Origin of the sequence: Streptomyces sp. NBC_01669 (genome assembly GCF_026339735.1) — a bacterium.
In the GTDB taxonomy this organism is placed as follows: Bacteria; Actinomycetota; Actinomycetes; order Streptomycetales; family Streptomycetaceae; genus Streptomyces; species Streptomyces yanii.
This window is the reverse complement of the sequence record NZ_JAPEQG010000001.1, coordinates 2378803-2403386: the sequence shown is the minus strand read 5'-3', so window position 1 is coordinate 2403386 and position 24584 is coordinate 2378803. Positions and strand designations below refer to the sequence as shown.

The window sequence follows — 24584 nt, the reverse complement described above, 5'->3', positions numbered from 1 at the left end:
GTGTGTTCCTGACCATCAGTACGACCGGCACCCCTGAGCGCCCCGCGACCGACCTCGGCTTCCTGCTGCACAAGCATCCCGAGAAGGCGCAGACGTTCTCCACCTCCCACGGCACCGCGCATGTCTTCTATCCCGAGGCATCCGCCGAGCGCTGCACGGCCGCCCTGCTGCTGCAGGTGGATCCCGTGGCGCTCGTGCGCCGGGGCAAGGGCAAGGGTCGCGGCGGCGCTCCCGACGCGGCGCTCGCGCAGTACGTCAACGACCGGCCGTACGCGGCGTCCTCGCTGCTCTCCGTCGCGATGAGCACCGTCTTCAAGTCCGCTCTGAACGGCGTGTGCCGGGCCCTGCCCGAGCGCGCGGCGGCGTCCCTGTCGCTCAGGATCGAGGTGCCCGCGCTCCCGGCGCACGGTGGCGCGGAGCTCGTGACGAAGCTTTTCGGTCCGCTCGGCTGGACGAGCGTGGACGCGGTGGCCGTACCGCTGGACGAGCAGTTCCCGGAGTGGGGCGACTCGCGGTACGTACGACTGGTGCTGGAGGGCGAGTTGCGGCTCGCGGACGCGCTGCGGCAGCTGTACATCCTGCTGCCGGTGCTCGACGACGCCAAGCACTACTGGGTCGCGCCCGACGAGGTGGACAAGCTGCTGCGGGCCGGTGACGGCTGGCTGGCCGACCACCCGGAGCACAAGCTGATCACCAGCCGCTATCTCTCCCGGCGCTGGGGGCTGACCCGGCAGGCGATGGAACGGCTCGAACTGGTACGGCTCGCCGAGCTGGACGACCTGGCGGTGGAGAGCGTCGACAACGCCGTGGACGAGACGACGGACACCGAGGAGAAGCCGGTGCCGCTCGCCGAGCAGCGGCGTGAAGCGATCCTGGAGGCGCTGCGGGCCGCCGGGGCGAGCCGGGTGCTTGACCTCGGCTGCGGACAGGGTCAGTTGGTGCAGGCACTGCTGAAGGACGTGCGCTTCACGGAGATCGTCGGCGTCGACGTCTCGATGCGCGCCCTGACCATCGCCTCGCGCCGGCTGAAGCTGGACCGGATGGGCGAGCGGCAGGCCGGCCGCGTCACGCTGCGGCAGGGCTCGCTCACGTACACCGACAAGCGGCTGGGCGGGTATGACGCGGCCGTGCTCAGCGAGGTCATCGAGCACCTCGACCTGCCGAGGCTGCCCGCGCTGGAGTACGCGGTGTTCGGCTCGGCCCGGCCGCAGACGGTGCTCGTGACGACGCCGAACGTGGAGTACAACGTCCGCTGGGAGAGCCTCCCCGCCGGGCACGTGCGCCACGGCGACCACCGCTTCGAATGGACCAGGGCCGAGTTCCGGGGCTGGGCGCAGGAAGTGGCGCAGCGGCACGGATACGGAGTCGGCTTCGTGCCGGTGGGACCCGACGACCCCGAGGTGGGGCCGCCCACACAGATGGCCGTGTTCACGAAGACCGCCGAGGACGACACGAAGAAGGACGACACGAAGAAGAAGGAGGCGAAGGCAGCATGACCGACAACGACACCGAAAAGAGCACCGACGCGCACCGCACGCTGCCGGTGACCGACCTCTCCCTCGTCGTGCTCATCGGGGCCAGCGGTTCCGGCAAGTCCACGTTCGCGCGCAAGCACTTCAAACCCACCGAGATCATCTCCTCGGACTTCTGCCGCGGCCTCGTCGCAGACGACGAGAACGACCAGAGCGCGAGCGGTGACGCCTTCGACATCCTGCACTACATCGCGGGCAAGCGGCTCGCCGCGGGACGGCTGACCGTCGTCGACGCCACCAACGTCCAGGCCGAGAGCCGCAGGCAGCTGGTGCAGCTGGCCCGGACCCACGACGTGCTGCCCATCGCGATCGTCCTCGACCTGCCCGAAGAGGTCTGCCAGGCGCGCAACGCCACCCGCCCCGACCGCGCCGGCATGCCCCGCCATGTCGTCCAGCGCCACCGCCGCGAGCTGCGCCGCTCGCTGCGCGGCCTGGAGCGCGAGGGGTTCCGCAAGGTGCACATCCTGCGCACCGAGGAAGAGGTCGACCACGCCGACGTGGTGCTGGAGCGCCGCTACAACGACCTGCGTCATCTCACCGGGCCGTTCGACATCGTCGGTGACATCCACGGCTGCAGCTCCGAGCTGGAGACCCTGCTCGGCAAGCTCGGTTACGTCGACGGCGCGCACCCCGAAGGGCGCACGGCGGTCTTCGTCGGCGACCTCGTCGACCGCGGCCCCGACAGCCCCGGCGTGCTGCGCCGCGTCATGTCCATGGTGGCGGCGGGCAACGCCCTGTGCGTGCCGGGGAACCACGAGAACAAGCTCGGCCGCTACCTCAAGGGCCGCAAGGTCCAGCACACCCATGGGCTCGCCGAGACCATCGAGCAGCTGGACCGCGAGGACGCCAGGGACCCGGCCTTCCGCGAGCAGGTACGGGAGTTCATCGACGGGCTCGTCAGTCACTACGTGCTGGACGAAGGGAAGCTGGTCGTCTGCCACGCCGGGCTGCCCGAGAAGTACCACGGGCGAACTTCCGGACGGGTCCGCTCGCACGCGCTGTACGGGGACACCACCGGCGAGACCGACGAGTTCGGCCTGCCGGTGCGCTACCCGTGGGCGGAGGACTACCGCGGCCGCGCCGCCGTGGTCTACGGCCACACCCCCGTGCCCAGCACCTCCTGGGTCAACAACACGCTCTGCCTGGACACGGGCGCGGTCTTCGGCGGGAAGATGACCGCGCTGCGCTGGCCGGAGCGCGAACTCGTCGACGTACCGGCCGAGAAGGTCTGGTACGAGCCCGCGAAACCGCTCGTCACCGAGGCGCCCGGGGGCCGCGAGGGGCGTCCGCTCGACCTGGCCGATGTGCAGGGCCGACGGATCGTGGAGACCCGGCACATGGGCCGCATCTCGGTGCGCGAGGAGAACGCCGCGGCGGCCCTGGAAGTGATGAGCCGGTTCGCCGTCGACCCGCGGCTGCTCGGCTACCTCCCGCCGACGATGGCGCCCACCGCGACCTCCCACGAGGAGGGCTTCCTGGAGCACCCCGCCGAGGCCTTCGCGCAGTACCGGGCCGACGGGGTCGCCCAGGTCGTGTGCGAGGAGAAGCACATGGGCTCGCGCGCGGTGGCCCTGGTCTGCCGTGACGCGGACGCGGCCCGCGAGCGGTTCGGGGTCGAGGGCCCGACCGGGGCGCTGCACACCCGCACCGGACGGCCGTTCCTCGACGACGCCGCCCTGACCGAGGTGATCCTCGGCAGGCTGCGCACGGCCGTCGCCGCCGCAGGACTGTGGGAGGAGTGGGACACCGACTGGGTGCTGCTCGACGCCGAGCTGATGCCCTGGTCCCTCAAGGCGGGCGGGCTGCTGCGCTCGCAGTACGCGGCGGTCGGCGCCGCGTCCGGTGCCGTACTTCCCGAGGTCGACGCGGCACTCGCGGCAGCGGCGGCCCGCGGTGTCGACGTCGCCGACCTGGCTGCGCGTCAGCAGGACCGGACGGCCGACGCGGCGGCGTTCACCGACGCCTACCGTCGCTACTGCTGGTCCACCGAGGGCCTGGACGGGGTGCGGATCGCCCCGTTCCAGATCCTCGCCGTGCAGGGCCGTTCGCTGGCCGCCGTACCGCACGACGAGCAGCTGGCCTGGCTCGACCGGCTGGTGGAGCACGACCCCACGGGGCTGCTCCAGGTCACCCGGCGGCTCGTCGTCGACACCGGCGACGAGGCATCGGTCCGCGTCGGCATCGACTGGTGGCTGGAGATGACCGGTGGCGGTGGCGAAGGCATGGTTGTCAAACCCCTTGCCGCGCTCGTGCGGGACGAGAAGGGCAGGCTGGTCCAGCCGGGCATCAAGGTGCGCGGCCGGGAGTACCTCCGGATCATCTACGGCCCGGAGTACACGCGTCCGGAAAATCTGGAGCGGCTGCGCTCCAGGTTCCTGGGCCACAAGCGGTCGCTGGCGCTCCGTGAGTACGCGCTCGGTCTCGAGGCCCTGGACCGGCTGGCCGAGGGCGAGCCGCTGTGGCGGGTCCACGAGGCGGTGTTCGCGGTGCTCGCCCTGGAGTCGGAGCCCGTCGACCCGAGGCTCTGACCGCAGCCGGAACGCGCCGGGATGCGATGCCGGACCCGGCATCGCATTCGGTGGCGAACCAGGTGGCGATTCGCCGGGTGAACGGCGCTCCGCGCGGTGAGGATGGAGGCATGGGATTCCATGTCGACTCCGAGGCCGGGCGGCTGCGCCGCGTCATCCTGCACCGCCCCGATCTGGAACTGAAGCGGCTCACCCCCAGCAACAAGGACGCGCTCCTCTTCGATGACGTGCTGTGGGTGCGCCGCGCCCGGCAGGAGCACGACGGCTTCGCGGACGTCCTGCGCGACCGCGGGGTGGAGGTGCACCTCTTCGGCGATCTGTTGCGTGAGTCCCTGGACATCCCGGTGGCCAAGCGGCTCGTCCTCGACCGGGTCTTCGACGAGAAGGAGTACGGCCCGCTCGCCACCGAACACCTGCGGGCCGCCTTCGAGGAGCTGCCCACCGCCGAGCTGGCCGAGGCGCTGGTCGGCGGGATGACGAAGCGGGAGTTCCTGGAACGGCACAGCGAGCCGACATCCGTCCGCTTCCATGTCATGGACCTGGACGACTTCCTGCTCGGTCCGCTGCCCAACCACCTCTTCACCCGGGACACCTCCGCCTGGATATACGACGGGGTGTCCATCAACGCGATGCGCTGGCCTGCCCGGCAGCGCGAGACCGTCCACTTCGAGGCGATCTACCGCCATCACCCCCTCTTCACCGGCTCCGAGGCGGGAGCCTTCCACCACTGGTCCGAAGGGCAGGACGACTATCCGTCCACCATCGAGGGCGGCGACGTCCTGGTCATCGGGCAGGGCGCCGTCCTGATCGGGATGAGCGAGCGCACCACCCCGCAGGCGGTGGAGATGCTGGCCCGCGGACTGTTCGACGCAGGTTCCGCCCGGACGATCGTGGCGCTCGACATGCCCAAGAGGCGGGCGTTCATGCACCTCGACACGGTGATGACGATGGTCGACGGCGATACGTTCACCCAGTACGCGGGGCTGGGCATGCTCCGCTCGTACACCATCGAGCCCGGCAGCGGACCGCGGGAGCTCAAGGTCACCGACCATCCGCCCGAGCACATGCACCGGGCCATCGCGGCGGCGCTGGGGCTGGACTCGATCCGGGTCCTCACGGCCACCCAGGACGTGCACGCGGCCGAGCGCGAGCAGTGGGACGACGGCTGCAATGTGCTGGCCGTCGAGCCGGGCGTCGTTGTCGCGTACGAGCGCAACGCCACCACCAACACGTATCTGCGCAAGCAGGGCATCGAGGTCATAGAGATCCGCGGCAGCGAACTCGGCCGGGGCAGGGGCGGTCCCCGCTGCATGAGCTGCCCGGTGGTCCGCGATGCGGTCTAGTGCTGCGACCGAATGGGCGAACACAGGAGCGCGCGGGAGTACGGAGGGTGGCGGACCTGTATAGCAATGCGCTCTCTCGTATAGACTTCCAGGGAACTGTACGCGCGACCCTCGCCCGACCCAGGAGCAGCCACCATGGCCATAGACCTCGCAGGCCGCCACTTCCTCAAGGAGCTGGACTTCACGGCCGAGGAGTTCCGCGGCCTGATCGACCTGGCCGCCGAGCTCAAGGCAGCCAAGAAGTCGGGCACGGAGGTGCAGCGGCTGCGCGGCAAGAACATCGCGCTGATCTTCGAGAAGACCTCGACCCGCACGCGCTGCGCCTTCGAGGTCGCCGCCGCCGACCAGGGTGCCTCGACCACGTACCTCGACCCCTCGGGCTCGCAGATGGGCCACAAGGAGTCGGTGAAGGACACCGCCCGCGTGCTGGGCCGGATGTTCGACGGCATCGAGTACCGCGGTGACAGTCAGGCGGCCGTCGAGGAGCTCGCGGCGTACGGCGGGGTCCCCGTCTTCAACGGGCTCACCGACGACTGGCACCCGACCCAGATGCTCGCCGATGTCCTCACGATGACCGAGCACAGCGACAAGCCGCTGGAGCGGATCGTCTTCGCCTACCTCGGCGACGCCCGCTTCAACATGGGCAACTCGTACCTGGTCACCGGCGCTCTGCTGGGCATGGACGTCCGGATCGTCGCCCCGAAGCCCTACTGGCCGGCCGAGGGGATCGTCGCGCAGGCCCGCAAGCTCGCCGAGGCCAGCGGTGCGACCGTCACCCTCACCGAGGATGTCGCCGAGGGCGTCCGCGGCGCCGACTTCGTCGCCACCGACGTGTGGGTCTCCATGGGCGAGCCCAAGGAGGTCTGGGCCGAGCGCATCACGGCGCTCGCGCCGTACGCCGTCACCATGGACGTCCTGAACGCCACCGGGAACGCCGATGTGAAGTTCCTGCACTGCCTCCCGGCCTACCACGACCTCGGTACCAAGGTCGCCCGCGAGATCCATGCCGCCCACGGGCTGACCGAGCTGGAAGTCACCGACGAGGTCTTCGAGTCCGCGCACTCGATCGTCTTCGACGAGGCCGAGAACCGGATGCACACGATCAAGGCCGTCCTGGTGGCGACCCTGGCCGTCGGCTGACGGGTCGCCGCCCGAGTTCTGTATGAACATGCGCCCGATTGGGTGAACATGCAGGCAATTGGTTACGATGGTTCCACTTGGTGGGGTTCGAGCTCGCGGGCTCGAACCCCATCGTCGTGTCTGACGCGTTCCCCCCACGGAGCCGACCGGAGCCCCCACCAGCTCCGCGCGCACGACCCCCCCACATGCTCCACCAGAGAAGAGATCATCCCCGTGAGTCCGCTCCGCCCGCAGAGCCTGTCGCCCCGGCCGGAACTGCGCATCAAGAGCCCCACCCAGCTGGTCGCCGAATCCGGCGCCGACCTGGAGGGGCACGGCCTCAAGCGCACCATGGGGCTCTTCCAGCTCGTGTGCTTCGGCATCGGCGCCATCGTCGGAACCGGCATCTTCGTCGGCCTCTCCGACAGCGTCGCCGAGGCCGGTCCCGCCGTCGTCGTCTCCTTCGTCCTCGCCGCGATCACCTGCATCTTCACCGCGTTCTCCTTCGCCGAGCTGGGCGGCGCGATCCCGGTCTCCGGCAGCTCCTACTCCTTCGCCTACGCCACCCTCGGCGAGCGCACCGCGTTCCTCGTCGGCTGGTGCCTGCTGCTGGAGTACGGCGTCTCGGTCTCCGCGGTCGCGGTCGGCTGGAGCCAGTACGTCAACGAGCTGCTGGACAGCATCGTCGGCTGGCACCTGCCCGCCGCCCTGTCCGCCGGGCCCGGCGACGGCGGTGTGATCAACCTCCCCGCCGTCGTGGTGATCATGATGGCCGCCACCCTGTTGGTGCGCGGCGTCCGGGAGAGCGCGGGCGCCACGGCCGCGATGGCCGTCCTCAAGATCGGCATTCTGATCGCCTTCTGTGCCATCGCGTTCACCGCGTTCGAGGCAGGACACCTCTCGCCGTTCGCCACCCACGGCGTGGCCGGGATCACCTCCGGCGCCTCGCTGGCGTTCTTCTCGTACATCGGCTTCGACGCCATCACCACGGCCGGCGAAGAGGTCAGGAACCCCCGCCGGAACATCCCGATCGCGATCATGATCTGCATCGGTGTCGCCACCCTGCTCTACTGCGCGGTCGCCCTCACCGCCATCGGGGCACTCGGCGCGGACGCCGTCTCCGACAAGCCGGCCGCGCTCTCGCTGATCGTCGACCAGGTCACCGACTCGACCGTCGGCGGCGGCATCATCGCCTTCGGTGCGGTCGTCGCCATCGCGTCCGTCGTGCTCGCGGTGATGTACGGGCAGACCCGCATCCTGATGTCGATGTCCCGCGACGGCCTGGTCCCGCGGGTCTTCGAACGCGTCTCGCCGCGGACCGCGACGCCCGTCGCCAACACCTGGATCGTCGCCGCCGTCTTTGCCGTTCCGGCGGCCTTCGCCTCTCTCGACGCGGTGGTGAACCTGACCACCATCGGCACGCTCGCCACCATGGTGGCGGTCAATGTCGCGGTGATCGCGCTGCGCCGCAGCCACCCCGCGCTGAAGCGTTCCTTCCGGGTGCCGCTCTATCCGGCCAGCCCGATCCTGGGCGTCGGCTTCTGCCTCTACCTGATGTACGGGACGGGCTGGGCGACCTGGGTGCAGTTCGCGGTCTTCCTGCTGGTCGGCGCGGCGGTGTACGCCTGCTACGGGCGACGCCGGTCCCGGCTGGCCGGTACGGACCGGCTCTGAGAGCGCCCGCCGGTCACGGCACTAGTGCTGGGGCTGATGCGACGGCAGGGTGAACCAGACCGCCTTCCCGTGTTCCGTCGTGCGATGGCCGCAGGACGAACTGAGGGTGCGGATGAGCAGCAGGCCCCGGCCGTGCTCCTGCCAGGGGTCCGGTTCGCTGCCCGGACCGGGCCGGGAGAGATCGCCCGGCGGAGCCGGGTCGCGGTCGTGGACCTCCACCTGCCAGCCGGTCTCCAGAATCTCCACCACCAGCTCGATCGGATCGTCGGCGGTGTGCTCCACGGCGTTGGCGACCAGTTCGGAGGTGAGGAGCTCCGCGGTGTCGAGGGAGTCGGCCGAGGCGCCGATGTCCGTCAGCGCCGTACGGATCAGGGCGCGGGCGATCGGCACTGCCGCCGTCGAGTGCGGCAGCGCGATACGCCAGGAGGCGGGGATCGGTCCATTGGGGGGCACAGCAGGATTCCGTTCCGGAGGGCACGACTTTCTGGAGCTCAAGACTTCTCGGTTTCAACCATACGAAGTGCAACGACGCAGACAAGGGGCGGGCGACCGGTACGAATGGGACCTTCGCCACTTCGCCCTCGCCGTCGCCTTATTGCGTACTCGTGACGGGAGTCACGGATGAGTGATAAATTCGAGAGCAGGTAGCAGCCCGACGGCTGAAGGGGACCACCCTCCATGAGCCCGTTTCCCAGCTCCGCGCCGCGCACGGAGCACTGGCGCCATCTGCGGCTGACGACGGACGACGGCGTCGCCACCGTCACCCTGGCCCGCCCCGAGAAACTCAATGCGCTCACCTTCGGCGCCTATGCCGATCTGCGCGATCTCCTTGCCGAGCTGTCCCGAGAACGCTCCGTGCGCGCCCTCGTGCTGGCCGGCGAGGGGCGCGGCTTCTGCTCCGGCGGCGATGTCGACGAGATCATCGGCGCCACCCTGGCGATGGACACCGCGCAGCTGCTCGACTTCAACCGCATGACCGGACAGGTCGTACGGGCGCTGCGTGAGTGCCCCTTCCCCGTCATCGCAGCCGTCCACGGGGTGGCCGCGGGCGCCGGTGCCGTCCTCGCGCTGGCCGCCGACTTCCGTGTCGCCGACCCGTCCGCACGGTTCGCCTTCCTCTTCACCCGGGTCGGACTCTCCGGCGGCGACATGGGAGCTGCGTATCTGCTGCCGCGCGTCGTCGGTCTCGGCCATGCCACCCGGCTGCTGATGCTCGGCGAGCAGGTCCGCGCACCCGAGGCGGAACGGATCGGGCTGATCAGTGAGCTGACCGAGGAGGGGCAGGCCGACGCACGCGCCGCGGCGCTCGCACACCGCCTCGCCGAAGGACCCGCCCTCGCCCTCGCCCAGACCAAGGCGCTGCTCACCGCCGAACTCGACATGCCGCTCGCCGCCGCCGTCGAGATGGACGCCGCCACCCAGGCGCTGCTGATGCACGGCGACGACTACGCCGAGTTCCACGCCGCGTTCACGGAGAAGCGGCCGCCGAAATGGCAGGGCAGGTAACGCGATGCGGCACGGCACGAGGCGGATCGCGGTCATCGGCGGCGGTCCCGGCGGACTCTACGCCGCGGCGCTCCTCAAGCGCCTGGACCCGGAGCGCTCCATCACCGTCTGGGAGCGCAACGCCCCGGACGACACGTTCGGCTTCGGCGTCGTCCTCTCCGACGAGACGCTCGGTGGCATCGAGCACGCCGACCCCGTGGTGTACCGGGCGCTCCAGGCCGAGTTCGTGCGCTGGGACGACATCGACATCGTCCACCGCGGCCGGACCCAGACATCCGGCGGCCACGGCTTCGCGGCGCTGGGCCGCCGACGGCTCCTGGAGATCCTTCATGAGCGCTGCCAGTCGCTGGGGGTACGGCTCCGCTTTCGCGAAGAGGCCCCGCCCGCCGCCGAACTCGCCGCGACGCACGATCTGGTGATTGCCGCCGACGGGGTGCACAGCGCCACCCGCGAGGCGTACGCCGACACCTTCCGGCCCACCCTCACCGCCCACCGCAACCGCTACATCTGGCTCGCCGCCGACTTCGCCCTCGACGCCTTCCGCTTCGAGATCGCCGAGACCGAACACGGCGTGATGCAGCTGCATGCCTACCCCTTCTCGGCCGGTGCCTCCACCGTCATCGTCGAAATGCGCGAGGAGGTCTGGCGCGCGGCCGGGCTCGACACGATGGACGCCGCAGCCTCGACGGAACGCTGCGCCAAGATCTTCGCCGATGTCCTCGGCGGCCGCCCGCTGCGTTCCAACAACTCCTCCTGGCTCACCTTCCGTACCGTCGTCAACGCCCGCTGGTCGCACGCCAACACCGTCCTCATCGGCGACGCCGCCCACACCGCCCACTTCTCCATCGGCTCCGGCACGAAACTCGCCGTCGAGGACGCCCTCGCGCTGGCCGCATGCATCGAGGAAGAGCCCGACCTGCCCGCCGCCCTCCTCGCGTACGAGGCCGAGCGCCGCCCCGTCGTCGAATCGACCCAGCGCGCCGCCGCGGCCAGCCTGCGCTGGTTCGAGGAGCTCGGTACGTACGTCGACCAGGCGCCCCGCCAGTTCGCCTTCAACCTCCTCACCCGCAGCCGCCGCGTCACCCACGACAACCTGCGGCTGCGCGACGCCGGATTCACCGCGGCCGTCGAGGAGGAGTTCGGCTGCGCCCCGGACACCCCGCCGATGTTCACCCCCTTGCGGCTGCGCGGACTCGAACTCCGCAACCGTGTCATCGTCTCGCCGATGGACATGTACTCGGCGGTCGACGGCGTTCCCGGCGACTTCCACCTCGTCCACCTGGGCGCCCGCGCGCTCGGCGGCGCCGGGCTCGTCATGACCGAGATGGTGTGCGTCAGCGCCGAGGGCCGCATCACCCCCGGCTGCGCCGGCCTCTACACCCCCGCACAGGCGGCCGCCTGGACCCGGATCACCGACTTCGTCCACACCTCGGCGCCCGGCACGGCGATCGGCATCCAGCTCGGCCACTCCGGCCGCAAGGGCTCCACCAAGCTGATGTGGGACGGCATCGACCAGCCGCTCGACGCGGGCAACTGGCCTCTGTCCGCCGCCTCCTCGATCCCGTACGCGGAAGGAGTCAACCAGGTCCCGCACGCCCTGGACCGGGCCGGACTCGAGGTCATCCGCGCCCAGTTCGCCGCAGCCGCCCGGCACGCCGTCACCTGCGACTTCGACCTCCTCGAACTCCACTGCGCGCACGGCTACCTGCTCTCCGGCTTCCTCTCGCCGCTCACCAACCGACGCACCGACACCTACGGCGGACCGCTGTCGAACCGACTGCGCTTCCCCCTCGAAGTCTTCGACGCGGTCCGCGCCGAGTGGCCCGACGACCGGCCCATGACCGTCCGGATCTCCGCCACCGACTGGGCAGACGGCGGCACGACGGCCGAGGACGCCGTCGAGATCGCCCGCGCGTTCGTCGCGCACGGCGCCGACGCCATCGACGTCTCCACCGGCCAGGTCGTCCCGGACGAACGCCCCGAGTACGGCCGCTCGTACCAGACCCCGTACGCCGACCGGATCCGCAACACCCTGGTCGTGCCCGTCATCGCGGTCGGCGCGATCTCCTCCTGGGACGACGTCAACTCCCTGCTGCTGGCAGGCCGCGCCGACCTCTGCGCCCTGGCCCGCCCGCACCTCTACGACCCGCACTGGACCCTGCACGCGGCGGCCGAACAGGGTTACGCAGGACCGGGCGCCCCCTGGCCGCTCCCGTACCGCGCGGGCAGCCGCACACCCCCGACCGGCCGCACGGACGCACCGAAGCCGCGGCTCACCCTGGGATGAGCGTGAGGCACTCGTGGCACCGGCACGGATCCGGATGCGGGGAGCCGCGCCAGTGCTCGGTTCTCTCGGCGAGTGCCACGTCCGCCAGCACGGTGGCCATCGCCTCCGACACCTCTCGGGTCTCGCCCCCGTACCACCCGCTCGGGGCCTCGTCGTACCGGCGGAGAACCGCGGGGCTGCGGACCAGGGCCGGCCGGAAGGAGTGCAGATTGCGGGTGGCCATATCGATCGTGATGCAGGCGCCGGTATGCCGACCCCGACCGATGACCGTCACTCCCTCGTACGCCATGCCGCCGTAGCCACCGATCACGTACACCTTCGAACCGCCCCGGAACGACTTGGTGCCGGGCCGTAGTTCCTGACCGCCCTCCCCGTACCGCCGGAAGCGCACCACATTCGCGGCGATCAGCCAGAGCGGCTCCCGGACCTCACCGGACTCTGTCATCTCTCCTCCGTGCCGGTGCCCTGTGCACTGATCAGCAGCCGGTCCGAGACGGGCCGGAACCCGATCCGCTGATACACGCCGTTGCTGGTCGGATTGGCGAGGTCCGTGAACAGCACCACCTCGTCCGAGCCCGCCTCCCGCGCCGCCCGGCTGACCTCGGCCGTCACCGCCGCCGCATACCCGCGGCCCCGGTGCTCCGGCGGTGTGTACACGGGCGCCACCCGTACCGAAGCCGCGACCTGCAAGGAGACACCGGCCATCGACACCGGGACCCCGCCGGTCTCCCAGAGCGTCAGCCTGCCGGCCGCCGTCCGCTCGTCCACCATTCGCTCGGCGCGCGCGTTCGGCTGGCCGACGTCTGCGGCGAACGCACGATGCCAGGCAACCAGGAGAGGCCGGTCGGCGGTCGTCGCGGACCTGGGGCCGCCCGGCGGCGCGGGTGAGGGTGGGATCAACTCGCCCAGTCGGTAAAGTCGTTGCTCCTTGTCGACCCGGTGGCCGGGCCACTCGGCGGCCAGCGCGTCGGCCGTGGCCCGGTCCGCGTTGACAGTGGTCAGCGGGAACGCGGTGGTCAGCGGACCGACAGCCTCCGGGGCAACGACGCCGAGCAGGGGTGGGTGCGGCGGGGTCTGCACCAGGGTCCCCGCCACCTCACCGTCCGGCCCGCGCCACCAGCCCAGCACCGGGGCGCCGTCGCCGTACGCCTGAGCGCCGCTGCTGCGCAGCGTCGCGGCGATGGTCAGCACCAGGGTGTTCTCGGCGGGCCGACCGGCCAGCCACGCACCGGCCGCGTTCAGGAACACATCGGCATCGTCAGTGAAGGTCCAGGTCATGGTCCATGATGGCCAGTCGGGTCCTTGCCGTGCACGCGTTTTACGAGCCGCCCGGCCCGCCCCGTACGAACTCCGCCCCCGCGTCCCGCAGCCGGGCGTGCAGCAGTCCGAACACCTCCGCCGACCGGCCCCCGGGCCACTCCTTCGGCAACAGTTCCTCCGGCAGACCCGGATCGGCGTACGGCAGCTGCCGCCACGAGTCCAGGGCCGCCAGATAGTCGCGGTAGGCGGTCTCGGGATCGGGGGCGCCGGTGCGTGACTCCCAGGCCCGCAGCACCGGTTCGTGCTGCTCCAGGAAGCCCACGTGGAGCCGGGCGATCGCGTCGAGGTCCCACCAGCGCGCCACGGACTCGCGCGTCGCGGCGAAGCCGAGGTGTTCCCCGCGGAACAGGTCCACATACGGGGCGAGTTCCAGCCGCTCCAGCGTGTGCCGAGTCTCGTCGTACAGCGCGGCGGGTGCGATCCACACCCCGGGCGCCGCCGTGCCGAAGCCGAGCCGGGCCAGCCGCGAGCGCAGCAGGTGCCGCTTGTGCCGTTCCGCTTCCGGTACGGAGAAGACGGCGAGCACCCAGCCGTCCTGGAGCGGCGGCGACGGGTGCGCATAGATCCGCCGGTCGCCGTCGTCCAGCAGCTGGCGGGCGTCGGACGACAGCGCGTACCCGGCCGCACCGCTCACGGTACGCGCGGGGACGAGCAGCCCGCGCCGCTTCAGCCGGGAGACGGAGGAGCGTACGGACGGGGGGTCGACACCGAGGACGGACAGCAGCCGGATCAGTTCGGCCACCGGCAGCGGTGCATTGCCGGGGGCGCGACCGTACGCGCCGTAGAGGGTGACGATCAGGGATCTGGGAGTGTGCTGCTCGGCCACGTGATCACTCTAGGTCCCGTCCGCCGGTCCGGTCTCCGTCGCTCCGCAGCCGGAACCGCTGCAGTTTGCCGGTGGCGGTCCGGGGGAGCGCCGGCACGAATTCGATGACCCGCGGGCATTTGTGGGGGGCGAGTTCGTTCTTCATGTGTGTGCGCAGCTCGTCGGCCGACGCTTCGCCGCCCTCGCGCAGCACCACGTACGCCACCACGATCTGCCCGCGCAGCTCGTCCGGATGCCCGACCACCGCCACCTCGGCGACCTCGGGATGGCGCAGCAGGGCGTCCTCGACCTCGGGACCCGCGATGTTGTACCCGGAGGAGATGATCATGTCGTCGGCTCGCGCGACGTAGTGGAAGTAGCCGTCGCTGTCACGCGTGTACGTGTCGCCGGTGAGGTTCCAGCCGTGCTGTACGTACTCCGACTGGCGGATGTCGGCGAGATAGCGGCAGCCGACCGGGCCGCGGACGGCGAGCAGCCCCGGCTCCCCGTCGGGCACCGCGCGGCCGTCCCGGTCCAGCACGCGCGCCTCCCAGCCGGGCACGGGAACCCCGGTGGTGCCGGGGCGGATCACGTCGTCGGCGGCGGAGATGAAGATGTGCAGCAGTTCGGTGGCGCCTATGCCGTTGATGATGCGCAGGCCGGTCCGCTCGTACCAGGACTGCCAGGTCGCCACGGGCAGGTTCTCGCCCGCCGACACGCAGCGCCGCAGCGCGGCGAGATCGTGCTTGTCGAGGTGGTTGAGCATCACGCGGTAGGCGGTCGGTGCGGTGAACAGGACCGAGACGCGGTGGGCGGCCAGCGCGGGCAGCAGCTGCCTCGGACCGGCCTGTTCCAGCAGCAGAGCCGACCCCCCGGCCCGCAGCGGGAAGACCACCAGACCGCCGAGTCCGAAGGTGAAGCCGAGCGGCGGACTGCCCGCGAACACGTCGTCGGGACAGGGCTGCAGGACGTGGCGGGAGAAGGTGTCGGCGATGGCCAGCACGTCGCGGTGGAAGTGCATGCAGCCCTTGGGACGTCCGGTGGTGCCCGAGGTGAACGCGATCAGCGCGACATCGTCCGCGGCCGTGTCCACAGCGCGGTAGGGTCCCGGCCGCCCCTCGGCCAGGTGCAGCAGATCGTCGGGGCCGTCACCTCCGTACACCGTGATCCGCAGCCCCGGTACCCCCGCCTTCACCAGGTCGTCGACCGACCGGACGTCGCACAGCGCATGACCGACCTGGGCCATCGAACAGATCGTGGCGAGCTCCTGGGCCCGCTGCTGGGCCAGTACGGTCACCGCGATCGCGCCCGCCTTCAGCACGGCCAGCCAGCAGGCGGCGAGGTGGGGCGTGGTGGGGCCGCGGAGCAGAACCCGGTTGCCGGGAACGACTCCCAGATCGGCGGTCAGGACATGGGCGATCCGGTCGACCCGGTCCTGGAGCTCCCCGTAGCTCCAGACTGATCCCTGGGGCGTATGGAAGGCGGGGCGGTCGGGACCGAAGCGGGCGACCGTGCCGTCGAGGAGCTCGGCGGCACAGTTCAGCCGGTCCGGGTAGTTCAGCTCGGGGAGGTCGAAGACCAGTTCCGGCCACTGGTCCGGTGGTGGCAGATGTTCCCGGGCAAAGGTGTCGAGGTGCGCTGAGGTCTTCGGGTCCATAACGGATCGCCCCCTTGTCGCCCTTGGAGCGTATCGTTTGAATGACGGTAGTCAATAGTTCGCGATAGGGGACAGGGGAGGCGCCGGTATGACGGCATTCTCACTCGATCCGGCACAGACCGCCTGGTGCGAAGAGCTGCGCGCCCTGGCCGAACAGGAGCTGCGCCCCCTCGCCGAGAAGGGCGAACCGGGGCACGTCAACCGCCCGCTGATCGCCGCTCTCGGCGAACTCGGCCTGCTCGACCGCCTTTTCTCCTCCGGCGCCCTCGACCTCTGCCTGCTGCGGGAGTCCCTCGCCCGCGGCTGCACGGAGGCCGAGACCGCGCTGGCCCTCCAGGGACTCGGCACGTACCCGTTGGTCCAGGCGGGTACCCCGGCCCACCGGGCGCGCTGGCTTCCCGAGGTGCGGGCCGGGCGTGCCGTCGCCGCCTTCGCACTGAGTGAGCCCGGCGCCGGCTCCGACGCCGCTGCGCTCGCCCTGGCGGCCGAGCGAGCCCCGGACGGCTGGCGGCTGACCGGTGAGAAGCGCTGGATCTCCAACGCCCCCGAGGCCGACTTCTACACCGTCTTCGCCCGTACGACACCAGGCGCCGGAGCCCGCGGCGTGACCGCGTTCCTGGTCCCTGCCGACCGCCCGGGACTGACCGGCACCGCCCTCGACATGCTCTCCCCGCACCCGATCGGCGCCCTCGCTCTCGACGGGGTTCCGGTCACGCCCGACGATGTGCTCGGCGAACCGGACCGCGGCTTCGGGGTCGCCATGAACACCCTCAATCTGTTCCGTCCCAGCGTCGGCGCGTTCGCCGTCGGCATGGCCCGCGCCGCCCTCGACGCGACCCTCGCCCACACCGCGCAACGCACCGCGTTCGGTGGTCCGCTGAAGGAGCTGCAGGCCGTCTCCCACCAGGTCGCCGAGATGGCCACCCGCACGGAGGCCGCCCGGCTTCTCGTCTACGCGGCCGCGGCGGCGTACGACGCGGGGGAGCCCGGCGTACCGGGCCGGGCGGCGATGGCGAAGCTGTACGCCACCGAGGCGGCGCAGTACGTCGTCGACGCGGCGGTCCAGCTGCACGGCGCCCGCGCACTGCGCCGCGGCCATCTGCTCGAACACCTCTACCGGGAGGTGCGTGCCCCGCGGATCTACGAGGGCGCCAGCGAGGTCCAGCGCACGATCATCGCCAAGGAGCTGTACGCGGCGGCGACGGAGACAGCGACGGGGCCCGCGCATCGGACGCCGGATTCGCACCGGACGCCGACCGTGAATCAGGAGCCGCCCGTATGAGCCCGATCCACCGGATCAACCCCGCCGAACTGTCCCCGCCCACGGGCTTCTCGCACGCCGTCACGGCCACCGGCAGCCGCCTGGTCCTCCTGGCCGGGCAGACCGCCCTCGACCGGGACGGCAAGGTCATCGGCGCCACGCTGCCCGAGCAGTTCGCGACGGCCCTGACCAATCTGCTCACCGCGCTGCGTGCGGCCGGGGGCTCCCCGGCCGACCTGGCGCGGGTGACCGTCTACGCCACGGATGTCGCCGACTACCGCGCCCACGCCCCCGAACTCGGCCGGATCTGGAAACGGCTGGCCGGCCGCGACTACCCGGCGATGGCAGTCATCGGGGCGGCGAGGCTCTGGGACGAACAGGCACTCGTCGAGCTCGACGGCATCGCCGTACTGCCGTGAACACACCGTGCGGGCGTGACGTGGCGCCACGCCCGCACGGCAGGCGCATCAGTACGGCTGCACCAGCACATGCGCCGCACCCGGGATGCCGACCTTCAGCAGCTCGTCCTCCTCGGGCGTCGTCGCGGCGCCCATCTCCTGCTTGAGCACGGCACGCGACATGGACTGCACCCACATGGCCCGGGGCCGGCGGCGCCCCTCCCAGGCGGCGAGGGCGGCGGGCACATCGGCCTCGCCGTCCAGGGACTCGGCGAGCACGGCCGCGTCCTCGACAGCCATCGCCGCACCCTGCGCGATGTGCGGGGTGCTGGCGTGCGCGGCGTCACCGGCCAGGGCCACCCGGCCGACGTGCCACGGCTCCTCGACCGTCACCTGGGAGATCCGCGAATACACCACGGCAGCCGGGTCGGTGACCGTGGCGAGCGCCTCGGCGACCGGCCCGGAGAACGCGGAGAGCCGCTCCGCGAGCTGCTCATGCGCCCGCTCCGGGTCCGGCCGGAAGTCCTCCGCCTCGGCGAACACCGCCCCCAGGTACATCAGTTCGTCCGTGATCGGGGTGAGCAGCGCCTTGGCGTCCTTGCCCGCGGCGCCCATCACCACACCCTGCACCTGCGGCTGACGGGGCACCGTCACACGCCAGTTGGCGAATCCGGTGTACTCGGGGGTGTAGCGGTCGCCGTACAGCCGCGTCCGCAGCGGCGAGCCGATCCCGTCGAAGCCGACCACCAGGTCCCAGCGGCCGGTGGAGCCGTCGGAGAGCGTGACGTCCACACCGGAGCCGTCGTCGGCCAGCTCCGTGATCGTCGTACCGAAGCGGATCGTCGCCCCGGCCGCCGTGGCGGCGGCGCCGAGCACCTGGGCCAGTGCGGGACGCGGGATGCCGTTGTTGGACGGGGTGTCGCCCATCCGGGGCTGCGGTATCCGGGCGACCGTCCCCCCGGCCGGGTCGGAGATGGTCAGGATCTCCCACTCGAACCCCGCCTTCAGGCAGTCGTCGAGCACCCCGATCTCCCGCATGACGTGCAGGGCGTTGGACGGCTGGATGATGCCGACACCGAGGGCCTCCAGCTCGTCGCGGAGCTCGGCCACCTCGACGGTGTGACCGCGCCGGGCGAGGGCGGTGGCGAGGGTGAGTCCGCCGATGCCGCCGCCGTGAATCAGGACGTGCAGGGGTGATGCCATTGGGTACTGCTCTGGTCCAGCCTGAACTGGGCCAATGTACTGATGGGCGTGCTCGTCGCGGTGGCCGTCTGCCTGGCCTTCCCGCTGCCCCGCGTCGACCTGGGACTCCGGCTGCACCCCTGGGGCATCGTGTTGCTCGTCGGCTATCTGCTCTACGACATGTACACCTCGGGCGTGAAGGTCACCCGGCAGATCTTCGTCGACCATCCGCACCGGGCCGCTGTCATCGCCGTACCGCTGCGCTGCCGCTCCGACCTGATGCTCGCGGCGACCGCCGTCGCCGTGTCGAACGTGCCCGGTGGATCGGTCGTCGAGGTGCGCCGCGCCACGGCCACTGTCTTCCTGCACGTCCTCGACGCCGACCGGCCCGCCGCGCTCGATGCGGCCCGGCGCTCGGTCTGGCGGCTGGAGGAGCTGACCGTACGGGCATTCGGCACCCGCGACGAGATCGCCCGCGCCGCCGAGCCACCCCCGCCGACGCCACAGCCCCCTGCCGCATGAACGACCTCATGAGCGTCCCCGAGACCGTCGACCGGGCGCTCCTCACCGCCGCCGTCGTGCTGATCGTCATCGCCGGAGTGGGGCTCCTCACCCGTGTCTGGCGCGGCCCCTCGATGCTGGACCGCGCGATCTCGCTGGATGTCTGCGCCGCCCTCATCATCGCGGGGCTCGGCGCCAAGTCCGCCTTCGCCCGCGACCCCTTCTACTTCCCGATCATGCTGGTGCTCGCCTTCCTCGGGTTCACCGGATCGGTGGGCATCGCCCGTTTCATCGCCGTACGCGACCGGCCGAAGAAAACGCGACAGCAGAATGAAGGAGGCAAGTGAACGTCTGGCTCCAGATCGTCGACACGACCGGCGCGGTCCTGATCCTCATCGGCGCCGCCGTCTGTCTGCTCGGAGTGATCGGCATGCTGCGGCTGCCGGACGTCCTGTCGCGCAGCCACGCCGCGACGAAGCCGCAGAGCCTCGGCATGCTGCTGGTCCTCGCCGGGGTCGCGCTGCGACTGCGCAGCGGCATGGACCTCGCCACGCTCGCACTCATCGGGTTCTTCCAGATGATGACCGGACCGGTCGCCGCGCACATGGTGGCGCGCTCCGCGTACCGGACCGGCCAGATCGACCACGGCGAGCTGCTCTTCGACGAACTCGACGCCCAGCTGACCGAGGAGAAATGACAGCTCCGGAGGGTCCCGGTCGGCGGGAGTGACACCTCGTACGGACGCGGCCCGCGCCGAGACGGTGCGCCCCGAACGCCCCGGACCCGGCCGGCCGTCAGTAGGGGGAGCGTCGTACCGAGCTGCGGCCGGCGGCGGACAGCAGAAAACCGATCGCGGTCCCGACGGCGAGACAGACGGCCGCCGAGCCGATCTTGGCGTCCACGGGGACCGATGTGGTGAAGGGCAGCAGCACCATGACGGCAGTGGCGAGGACGACGATGCAGACGAAGAACGGGCCCGGCTGCGACGTCGCGACGATCAGCAGATGCAGCAACGCCGTCCCCGCCAGCGCCGCCAGCGCGGCCCCGGCGGCCAGCAGCCCCGTCGAGGCGTCGCCCATCGCTCCGGCGCTCTCCGGCGCGAAGAGGGGCACGTCCAGGACCCCGCGGACGAGGAGCACCCCGACGACGGCGGTGAGCGCGGCGACGACGGCGGTCATGGCACCGCCCGCCCACAGCCGCGCCGCGTCGACACGGAGCCGGGGCGGTTTCGGGCGGAGGTATCCGGTCCGCTGCTGCGGCTGCCCGTAGCTGTTCTGCGAGTTCCATGCGTCCACGATCGTTTTTCTCCCCTCGGTACACGGACCCCGATCGTGGACCGGGCGCCCGGAGCCGGCGAACGCACGCGGTCCGTGCGGGTGACGCACCTGAGGATCCCCTGACATCCACGGGGCGCGGACCGGTCGACAGGGGTGTAAGCAGAAGACATGCGCGTGCGGCACAGAGACAACCGCCTCACCCCGTCCCGGCGGCTGAGCCAGGGACTGCTCGCCGTGCCGATCGCCGTCATAGCAACCATCGCGCTGATCGACCTCAACACCCCGGAGTCCATCCACCTCGGCCCGTTCCTCGTCGCCGCGCCCGCGATCACCGCCTCCTTCGCCGGCCCCGGCCTGACGGCCGTCGTCGGAGCACTGGCCGTGGCGGCCCAGGTCGCCATAGCGGCTCTGCACGGCGGCGTCGGGACACCGAACCACGAGGCCCAGATCGCCGCCGTCGTCGTGATCTCCGTCTTCCTGGTGGTCTTCCGCCATGCCCTCGACCGCCACGAGCAGCAACTGGACCGGGTGCGTTCGGTGGCCGTCATCGCACAACAGGTCCTGCTGCACCCGCTGCCCCACCGGATCGGCCCATTGAGCATCGCGTCCGTGTACATCGCGGCGGAGGAGGAGGCCCAGATCGGCGGTGACCTGTACGCCGCGGTGCCCGCCCCGGGCGGCACCCGCCTGGTGGTCGGCGACGTCCGCGGCAGCGGCCTGCCCGCCGTCGACGACGCCGCGGTGGTGGTGGGGGCGTTCCGCGGGGCGGCGTACGAGAACCTTTCGCTGCCCGGAGCCGTGGCGCACATCGCCAACGCCTCGTACTGGAACATGGCCCAGCTCGCCGAGGCGGACCCGGAGTACGACGAATCGTTCGTGACCGCGCTGGTCCTGGATGTCAACGAGGACGACCACTGCGTCCGGCTGGTGAACTGCGGGCATCCCCCTCCGCTGCTGCTCCGCGACGGCCGGGTACAGACGCTGGAGGTCAGGGAGCCCGCGCTCCCGCTGGGGTTCGGCATCGTGTCGGCGAACGAGTACGAGGTCGAGACCTTCGGCTTCCGCCCCGGCGATCTGCTGCTCCTCTACACCGACGGCGTCATCGAGGCACGCGACCGCAGCGGCATCTTCTACCCGCTCGCCGACCGGCTCGCCACGTGGGAGGGCACCGGCCCCGACGCCCTCGTCGAGCATCTCCGGACCGACCTGTTGCGGCACGCCGGTGGGCACCTGGGTGACGACGCCGTCCTGATCGCGATCACGAAGGCGTCCGGCCCGGTCAGGGGAGCCGTAGCGAGTAGGTGATCCGCTCCAGGTGGTAGTAGTCGGCGACGCATGTGGCCGGCCAGACCTTCCGCCCGTGCTGACGGAACGGTTCCACCATGCCGCCGACCGACAGCGGCTTGTACGGGAGAACCCGGTCGCCCTCCGCCGCACGCGCGCGCATCCACCGGTCCTGGCGGTCCCACTTCACCGCCCGGACGCGCATGTCACGTTCGAGCTGACCCAGCGGGACGGCGAGCGCGAGGCACACGACGGCACACACACCCGCGCCGGCCGCCTGCACCGCACCGGTGCGCCGCACGCGCAGACCCAGGGCGAGTCCCACCAGCGCGCCGGCCCCGACGAGCACCGCGACGTACAGCAGCAGGTAGTCGTTCCAGATCCGCGAGGAGGTCATCACGCTCGCGCCGAAGGCGGGATACGCGACGACCGTGCAGAGATAGCCGGAGACCAGGAACGCGAGGACACCGGCGCAGGACAGTAGCGGCCAGCGCCCCGGCAGGACCACACGCCGCCCACCGGGCCCCCTGATGAGCAGCCCCAGCAGGACCCCCGCCGCGACCGCCCCCAGATAGGCCCACGTGGTGAGGAGCGTTCCCAGGATGTGCCCGAAGCCGCGCAGGGACCCGAGAAGCGAGTCGGGAGCGAGGAAGGACAGTCCGTCCGTGTCGAATCGCTCCCGCCGGATCCTCGCGCCCGGCGACGTGTAGAGCACGAGCGTCCCGGTCAAGGTCCCCGCCATGCCCGCCAGGCACCACCGCCGCACACCGGCACGGTGCCGCCCGGCGAGGATCAGCAGAACGGCCGACAGGACGACGAGCACGACGACGGACGCCTCCTCCGACAGTGTCCCCATGCACAGACCCGTCGCGAAAACGGTGACCAGCGCGCAGCGCCTCCCCCTGCGCGACCGGGCCCGGAGCAGCGGAACGGCCGCGGCACAGGCCAGAACCGGCGCCATGGTGTGCGAGACGGACGACGCGGGCCAGTAGAACGTCTTGTACGTGTTGGGTGTCGCGAACAGAAAGACGGCCGTCACCATCGACGCCACGAGCAAGGGGACTCCGCGTGGCGCCGTCAGACCGCCCCGGCGCAGCGCCGATACGGTCACCGCCCACAGGATCCCCAGCGTGACCACACCGCTGACCAGCCCGAACCACTGGTGCCCCGCCACGCCGAACGTCCCGTACGCCCAGACCAGAACGGCGTTCGCGATCCGCCCGTTGTCCCCGAGATAGAACTTCCCGACGATTCCAGGGAGCCCCTCGTCCCGCACGACGGGAAGAAAGCACCACTCGTCCGCCCCGGGCCGGACCCACCGCCCGTACCACGCCGCCGCCCCGAGCAGACCGAGTGGCAGGAGACAGAGCGCAGCCGGCCAGAGTGTCCTCCACGCCGGCACGGGACGGGTGTTCGCCGTCCTGCCGGGTGCTGTCCGTACCCGTTCGCGCGGCTGCTGCGGAAGGCCTGTCCGTGAGGCACCGGGGGCCGCCTCCCGCGCCGGGCCGGGGGCCGTCATCGTGCTTCTCGAACCGTGGTCATTGCCGCTATCTGATACGGGGAGGCGGGCGGCCCGGTCTTCGTACACGCAGAGCCGACGCACCTTCACTCGAATGGCGGACGCTGGAATCCGTCGCGGCGTCGAGGCTCTGCCCCCGGCCGCTTCCTTCGCGGACTACTGCCGAGTGACGCGGGTCAGCCACAGCGTCGCCAGCAGGCAGAGCGCGGAGGCGGCGCCGAGCAGCAGCGGCACCGTGCGGATCCCCGACCATTCGATGGTCATGCCGAGCACAGGGCCCGCGGCGACACCGCCCGCCATCGAGGCGGCGATCACCATCGCCCCGGCTCGACGGGCCTGCGGCGCCGCCCTGTTGAGCCAGGGCAGACCGGTCGGGAAGATCGGCGCGATGAACAGGCCGACGCCCGCGTACGCGTACGGCGCGAACTCCGGTATCGAGGACAGCAACAGGCAGACCGTCATGCCTGCGCAGGACACAGCGATGAGGGAAGGGGCGGAGAAGCGCAGTGCGAGCGGTGCCACCAGGAATCGGCCGGCCGTCATCATCAGCCAGTAGACGGACGTGGCGGTGGCCGCGACCCCCGCGCCGAAGCCGACCGTCTGCAGATGGGTGGGCTCCCAGCCGCCGACGCCCGCCTCGATGCCGACATGAAGGACGTACAACACCACAAAGGCGGCGAGTACGGTGCCCAGGCTGCGGTTGCGGATCCGGGCACCGGTGGCCACCGGTGGTGCGGGGTGGCCATCCGTCTCCGGCGCGCCGGTGTCCCGCACACCGCCCAGGCACAGCAGCAGCGGCAGTGCGGCCAGCGCGAAGCCGAGGAAAACGGCCGCGTAGTGCTCGGAGCCCACCGCGCCGATCACTGCGGGGCCGAGGACGGCACCCACACCGAAATGGGCGTTGAGGATGTTCAGCATGGCGGTGGAGCGGCGGCCGAAGCCGGTCGCGAAGAGCTGGTTGAGCCCGTAGTCGACCCCACCGAAGCCGAGACCGGCCAGCAGCGCCATGGCCAGCGCCACCGGCCAGTCCGGCGCCACCGCGAAACCCGCGGCGCCGACGGCCATCAGCAGATACGAGCCGCCGAGGGTCCGGCGGTTGCCGATCCGTCCGTTCAACGGCCCGAACAGCAGGACGCCGGTCACTCCACCCACGAAGTGTGCGCTCAGGGCGAGCCCGGCAGCCGACGGGGTGAGGTCGAATCTCTCGCGCAACGCCGGGATGGCGGGCCCGTAAAGGGCCTGGAGCGCACCGATGAGGACGAAGCCCACGCAGGACGCCACCACGGCGACGCCGCTGAAGACCGGTGTATCGGCGGCTTCGGGTGCGGCCGGGCTGTGTTGTCGTGCTGTGCGGTCGGCCATGTCGACTCCCACGGTGCGGCGTTGGACAG

Annotated in this window: 21 protein-coding genes and 1 pseudogene; 13 read left to right on the top strand and 9 right to left on the bottom strand. The window is 71.2% G+C overall.

From position 1 onward, the window contains the following. The first annotated feature begins 2 nt into the window (after nucleotides 1-2). The 5 genes from OG972_RS10510 (at nucleotide 3) to OG972_RS10490 (ending at nucleotide 8196) form a co-directional block, all read left to right on the top strand. Nucleotides 3-1496 (top strand): 3' terminal RNA ribose 2'-O-methyltransferase Hen1, encoded by a 1494-nt coding sequence (locus OG972_RS10510; RefSeq protein ID WP_266980398.1) that lies wholly within the window; start codon nucleotides 3-5, stop codon nucleotides 1494-1496. Continuing rightward, a complete protein-coding gene (locus OG972_RS10505) occupies nucleotides 1493-4060 on the top strand; it encodes a polynucleotide kinase-phosphatase (protein ID WP_266980396.1) in 2568 nt (855 codons plus the stop codon). Before OG972_RS10510 ends, OG972_RS10505 begins: the two co-directional genes overlap by 4 nt. 110 nt (nucleotides 4061-4170) lie before the next feature. After that, nucleotides 4171-5403 carry an arginine deiminase gene (locus tag OG972_RS10500; protein WP_266980394.1) on the top strand — a complete coding sequence of 411 codons (1233 nt, stop codon included), beginning with the start codon at nucleotides 4171-4173 and terminating at the stop codon, nucleotides 5401-5403. A gap of 135 nt (nucleotides 5404-5538) precedes the next feature. Further along, on the top strand, nucleotides 5539-6543 hold the full coding sequence (argF, locus tag OG972_RS10495; protein WP_266980393.1) for an ornithine carbamoyltransferase: 1005 nt from the start codon (nucleotides 5539-5541) through the stop codon (nucleotides 6541-6543). Between the two features lie 213 nt (nucleotides 6544-6756). Beyond that, nucleotides 6757-8196 (top strand): amino acid permease, encoded by a 1440-nt coding sequence (locus OG972_RS10490; protein ID WP_266980392.1) that lies wholly within the window; start codon nucleotides 6757-6759, stop codon nucleotides 8194-8196. A 21-nt stretch (nucleotides 8197-8217) separates the two neighbouring features. On the opposite strand, the gene OG972_RS10485 is transcribed toward OG972_RS10490, so the two are convergent. Beyond that, nucleotides 8218-8649 (bottom strand): ATP-binding protein, encoded by a 432-nt coding sequence (locus OG972_RS10485; protein ID WP_266980391.1) that lies wholly within the window; start codon nucleotides 8647-8649, stop codon nucleotides 8218-8220. Between the two features lie 225 nt (nucleotides 8650-8874). Between OG972_RS10485 and OG972_RS10480 the strand changes: the two genes are divergently transcribed. Further along, nucleotides 8875-9702 (top strand): enoyl-CoA hydratase family protein, encoded by an 828-nt coding sequence (locus tag OG972_RS10480; RefSeq protein ID WP_266980389.1) that lies wholly within the window; start codon nucleotides 8875-8877, stop codon nucleotides 9700-9702. Nucleotides 9703-9706: 4 nt separating this feature from the next. Then, nucleotides 9707-11989: a bifunctional salicylyl-CoA 5-hydroxylase/oxidoreductase gene (locus OG972_RS10475; RefSeq protein ID WP_266980387.1), complete on the top strand. Its 2283-nt coding sequence runs from the start codon at nucleotides 9707-9709 to the stop codon at nucleotides 11987-11989. Here OG972_RS10475 and OG972_RS10470 read toward each other — a convergent pair. The 4 genes from OG972_RS10470 to OG972_RS10455 are packed head-to-tail and all read right to left on the bottom strand — an operon-like array spanning nucleotide 11976 to nucleotide 15771. Beyond that, nucleotides 11976-12434 (bottom strand): hypothetical protein, encoded by a 459-nt coding sequence (locus tag OG972_RS10470; RefSeq protein WP_266980385.1) that lies wholly within the window; start codon nucleotides 12432-12434, stop codon nucleotides 11976-11978. The two genes, OG972_RS10475 and OG972_RS10470, sit on opposite strands and share 14 nt — an antisense overlap. Then, nucleotides 12431-13267 carry a GNAT family N-acetyltransferase gene (locus OG972_RS10465; protein WP_266980383.1) on the bottom strand — a complete coding sequence of 279 codons (837 nt, stop codon included), beginning with the start codon at nucleotides 13265-13267 and terminating at the stop codon, nucleotides 12431-12433. The genes OG972_RS10470 and OG972_RS10465 overlap by 4 nt, the downstream gene beginning before the upstream one ends. A 40-nt stretch (nucleotides 13268-13307) precedes the next feature. Next, nucleotides 13308-14135 carry a PaaX family transcriptional regulator C-terminal domain-containing protein gene (locus OG972_RS10460; RefSeq protein WP_266980381.1) on the bottom strand — a complete coding sequence of 276 codons (828 nt, stop codon included), beginning with the start codon at nucleotides 14133-14135 and terminating at the stop codon, nucleotides 13308-13310. A 4-nt stretch (nucleotides 14136-14139) separates the two neighbouring features. Further along, nucleotides 14140-15771, bottom strand: coding sequence for an AMP-binding protein (locus tag OG972_RS10455; protein WP_266980379.1), 1632 nt, complete (start codon nucleotides 15769-15771; stop codon nucleotides 14140-14142). Between the two features lie 88 nt (nucleotides 15772-15859). Here OG972_RS10455 and OG972_RS10450 point away from each other — a divergent pair, with 88 nt between their 5' ends. Together OG972_RS10450 and OG972_RS10445 are read left to right on the top strand one after the other, a co-directional pair. After that, nucleotides 15860-17053: an acyl-CoA dehydrogenase family protein gene (locus OG972_RS10450; RefSeq protein WP_266980377.1), complete on the top strand. Its 1194-nt coding sequence runs from the start codon at nucleotides 15860-15862 to the stop codon at nucleotides 17051-17053. Beyond that, nucleotides 17050-17451: a RidA family protein gene (locus tag OG972_RS10445; protein WP_266980375.1), complete on the top strand. Its 402-nt coding sequence runs from the start codon at nucleotides 17050-17052 to the stop codon at nucleotides 17449-17451. The genes OG972_RS10450 and OG972_RS10445 overlap by 4 nt, the downstream gene beginning before the upstream one ends. A gap of 48 nt (nucleotides 17452-17499) precedes the next feature. Here OG972_RS10445 and OG972_RS10440 read toward each other — a convergent pair whose 3' ends face one another. Then, the gene (locus tag OG972_RS10440) at nucleotides 17500-18633 is read right to left on the bottom strand and encodes an FAD-dependent monooxygenase (RefSeq protein WP_266980373.1); all 1134 of its coding nucleotides are present in this window, start codon (nucleotides 18631-18633) and stop codon (nucleotides 17500-17502) included. Between OG972_RS10440 and OG972_RS10435 the strand changes: the two are divergent. The 3 genes and pseudogenes from OG972_RS10435 to mnhG all read left to right on the top strand — a co-directional run. Then, nucleotides 18634-19134: pseudogene (locus OG972_RS10435) on the top strand (Na+/H+ antiporter subunit E); the annotation flags it as partial. A gap of 8 nt (nucleotides 19135-19142) precedes the next feature. Beyond that, nucleotides 19143-19460, top strand: coding sequence for a monovalent cation/H+ antiporter complex subunit F (locus OG972_RS10430; protein ID WP_266980371.1), 318 nt, complete (start codon nucleotides 19143-19145; stop codon nucleotides 19458-19460). Further along, nucleotides 19457-19810, top strand: a complete 354-nt coding sequence (gene mnhG / locus OG972_RS10425; protein ID WP_266980369.1) for a monovalent cation/H(+) antiporter subunit G — start codon at nucleotides 19457-19459, stop codon at nucleotides 19808-19810. The genes OG972_RS10430 and mnhG overlap by 4 nt, the downstream gene beginning before the upstream one ends. A gap of 97 nt (nucleotides 19811-19907) precedes the next feature. Here mnhG and OG972_RS10420 read toward each other — a convergent pair whose 3' ends face one another. Beyond that, the gene (locus OG972_RS10420) at nucleotides 19908-20408 is read right to left on the bottom strand and encodes a DUF6069 family protein (protein ID WP_266980367.1); all 501 of its coding nucleotides are present in this window, start codon (nucleotides 20406-20408) and stop codon (nucleotides 19908-19910) included. Between the two features lie 156 nt (nucleotides 20409-20564). On the opposite strand from OG972_RS10420, the gene OG972_RS10415 reads away from it, so the two are divergent. Then, nucleotides 20565-21695 carry a PP2C family protein-serine/threonine phosphatase gene (locus OG972_RS10415; RefSeq protein WP_266980365.1) on the top strand — a complete coding sequence of 377 codons (1131 nt, stop codon included), beginning with the start codon at nucleotides 20565-20567 and terminating at the stop codon, nucleotides 21693-21695. Here OG972_RS10415 and OG972_RS10410 read toward each other — a convergent pair. Further along, entirely contained in the window at nucleotides 21670-22950 is a 1281-nt protein-coding gene (locus OG972_RS10410) for a DUF6056 family protein (protein WP_323135862.1), read from the bottom strand. The two genes, OG972_RS10415 and OG972_RS10410, sit on opposite strands and share 26 nt — an antisense overlap. 399 nt (nucleotides 22951-23349) lie before the next feature. Further along, nucleotides 23350-24555: a sugar MFS transporter gene (locus OG972_RS10405; protein WP_266980363.1), complete on the bottom strand. Its 1206-nt coding sequence runs from the start codon at nucleotides 24553-24555 to the stop codon at nucleotides 23350-23352. Nucleotides 24556-24584 lie beyond the last annotated feature (29 nt).

Excerpts from the sequence above, each read along its gene's own strand:
- OG972_RS10505 (WP_266980396.1), top strand. The coding sequence starts at position 1,493 with ATGACCGACAACGACACCGAAAAGAGCACCGACGCGCACCGCACGCTG.
- OG972_RS10500 (WP_266980394.1), top strand. The coding sequence starts at position 4,171 with ATGGGATTCCATGTCGACTCCGAGGCCGGGCGGCTGCGCCGCGTCATC.
- argF (WP_266980393.1), top strand. The coding sequence starts at position 5,539 with ATGGCCATAGACCTCGCAGGCCGCCACTTCCTCAAGGAGCTGGACTTC.
- OG972_RS10480 (WP_266980389.1), top strand. The coding sequence starts at position 8,875 with ATGAGCCCGTTTCCCAGCTCCGCGCCGCGCACGGAGCACTGGCGCCAT.
- OG972_RS10475 (WP_266980387.1), top strand. The coding sequence starts at position 9,707 with ATGCGGCACGGCACGAGGCGGATCGCGGTCATCGGCGGCGGTCCCGGC.
- OG972_RS10470 (WP_266980385.1), bottom strand. The coding sequence starts at position 12,434 with ATGACAGAGTCCGGTGAGGTCCGGGAGCCGCTCTGGCTGATCGCCGCG.
- OG972_RS10465 (WP_266980383.1), bottom strand. The coding sequence starts at position 13,267 with ATGACCTGGACCTTCACTGACGATGCCGATGTGTTCCTGAACGCGGCC.
- OG972_RS10455 (WP_266980379.1), bottom strand. The coding sequence starts at position 15,771 with ATGGACCCGAAGACCTCAGCGCACCTCGACACCTTTGCCCGGGAACAT.
- OG972_RS10450 (WP_266980377.1), top strand. The coding sequence starts at position 15,860 with ATGACGGCATTCTCACTCGATCCGGCACAGACCGCCTGGTGCGAAGAG.
- OG972_RS10445 (WP_266980375.1), top strand. The coding sequence starts at position 17,050 with ATGAGCCCGATCCACCGGATCAACCCCGCCGAACTGTCCCCGCCCACG.
- OG972_RS10440 (WP_266980373.1), bottom strand. The coding sequence starts at position 18,633 with ATGGCATCACCCCTGCACGTCCTGATTCACGGCGGCGGCATCGGCGGA.
- OG972_RS10430 (WP_266980371.1), top strand. The coding sequence starts at position 19,143 with ATGAGCGTCCCCGAGACCGTCGACCGGGCGCTCCTCACCGCCGCCGTC.
- OG972_RS10405 (WP_266980363.1), bottom strand. The coding sequence starts at position 24,555 with ATGGCCGACCGCACAGCACGACAACACAGCCCGGCCGCACCCGAAGCC.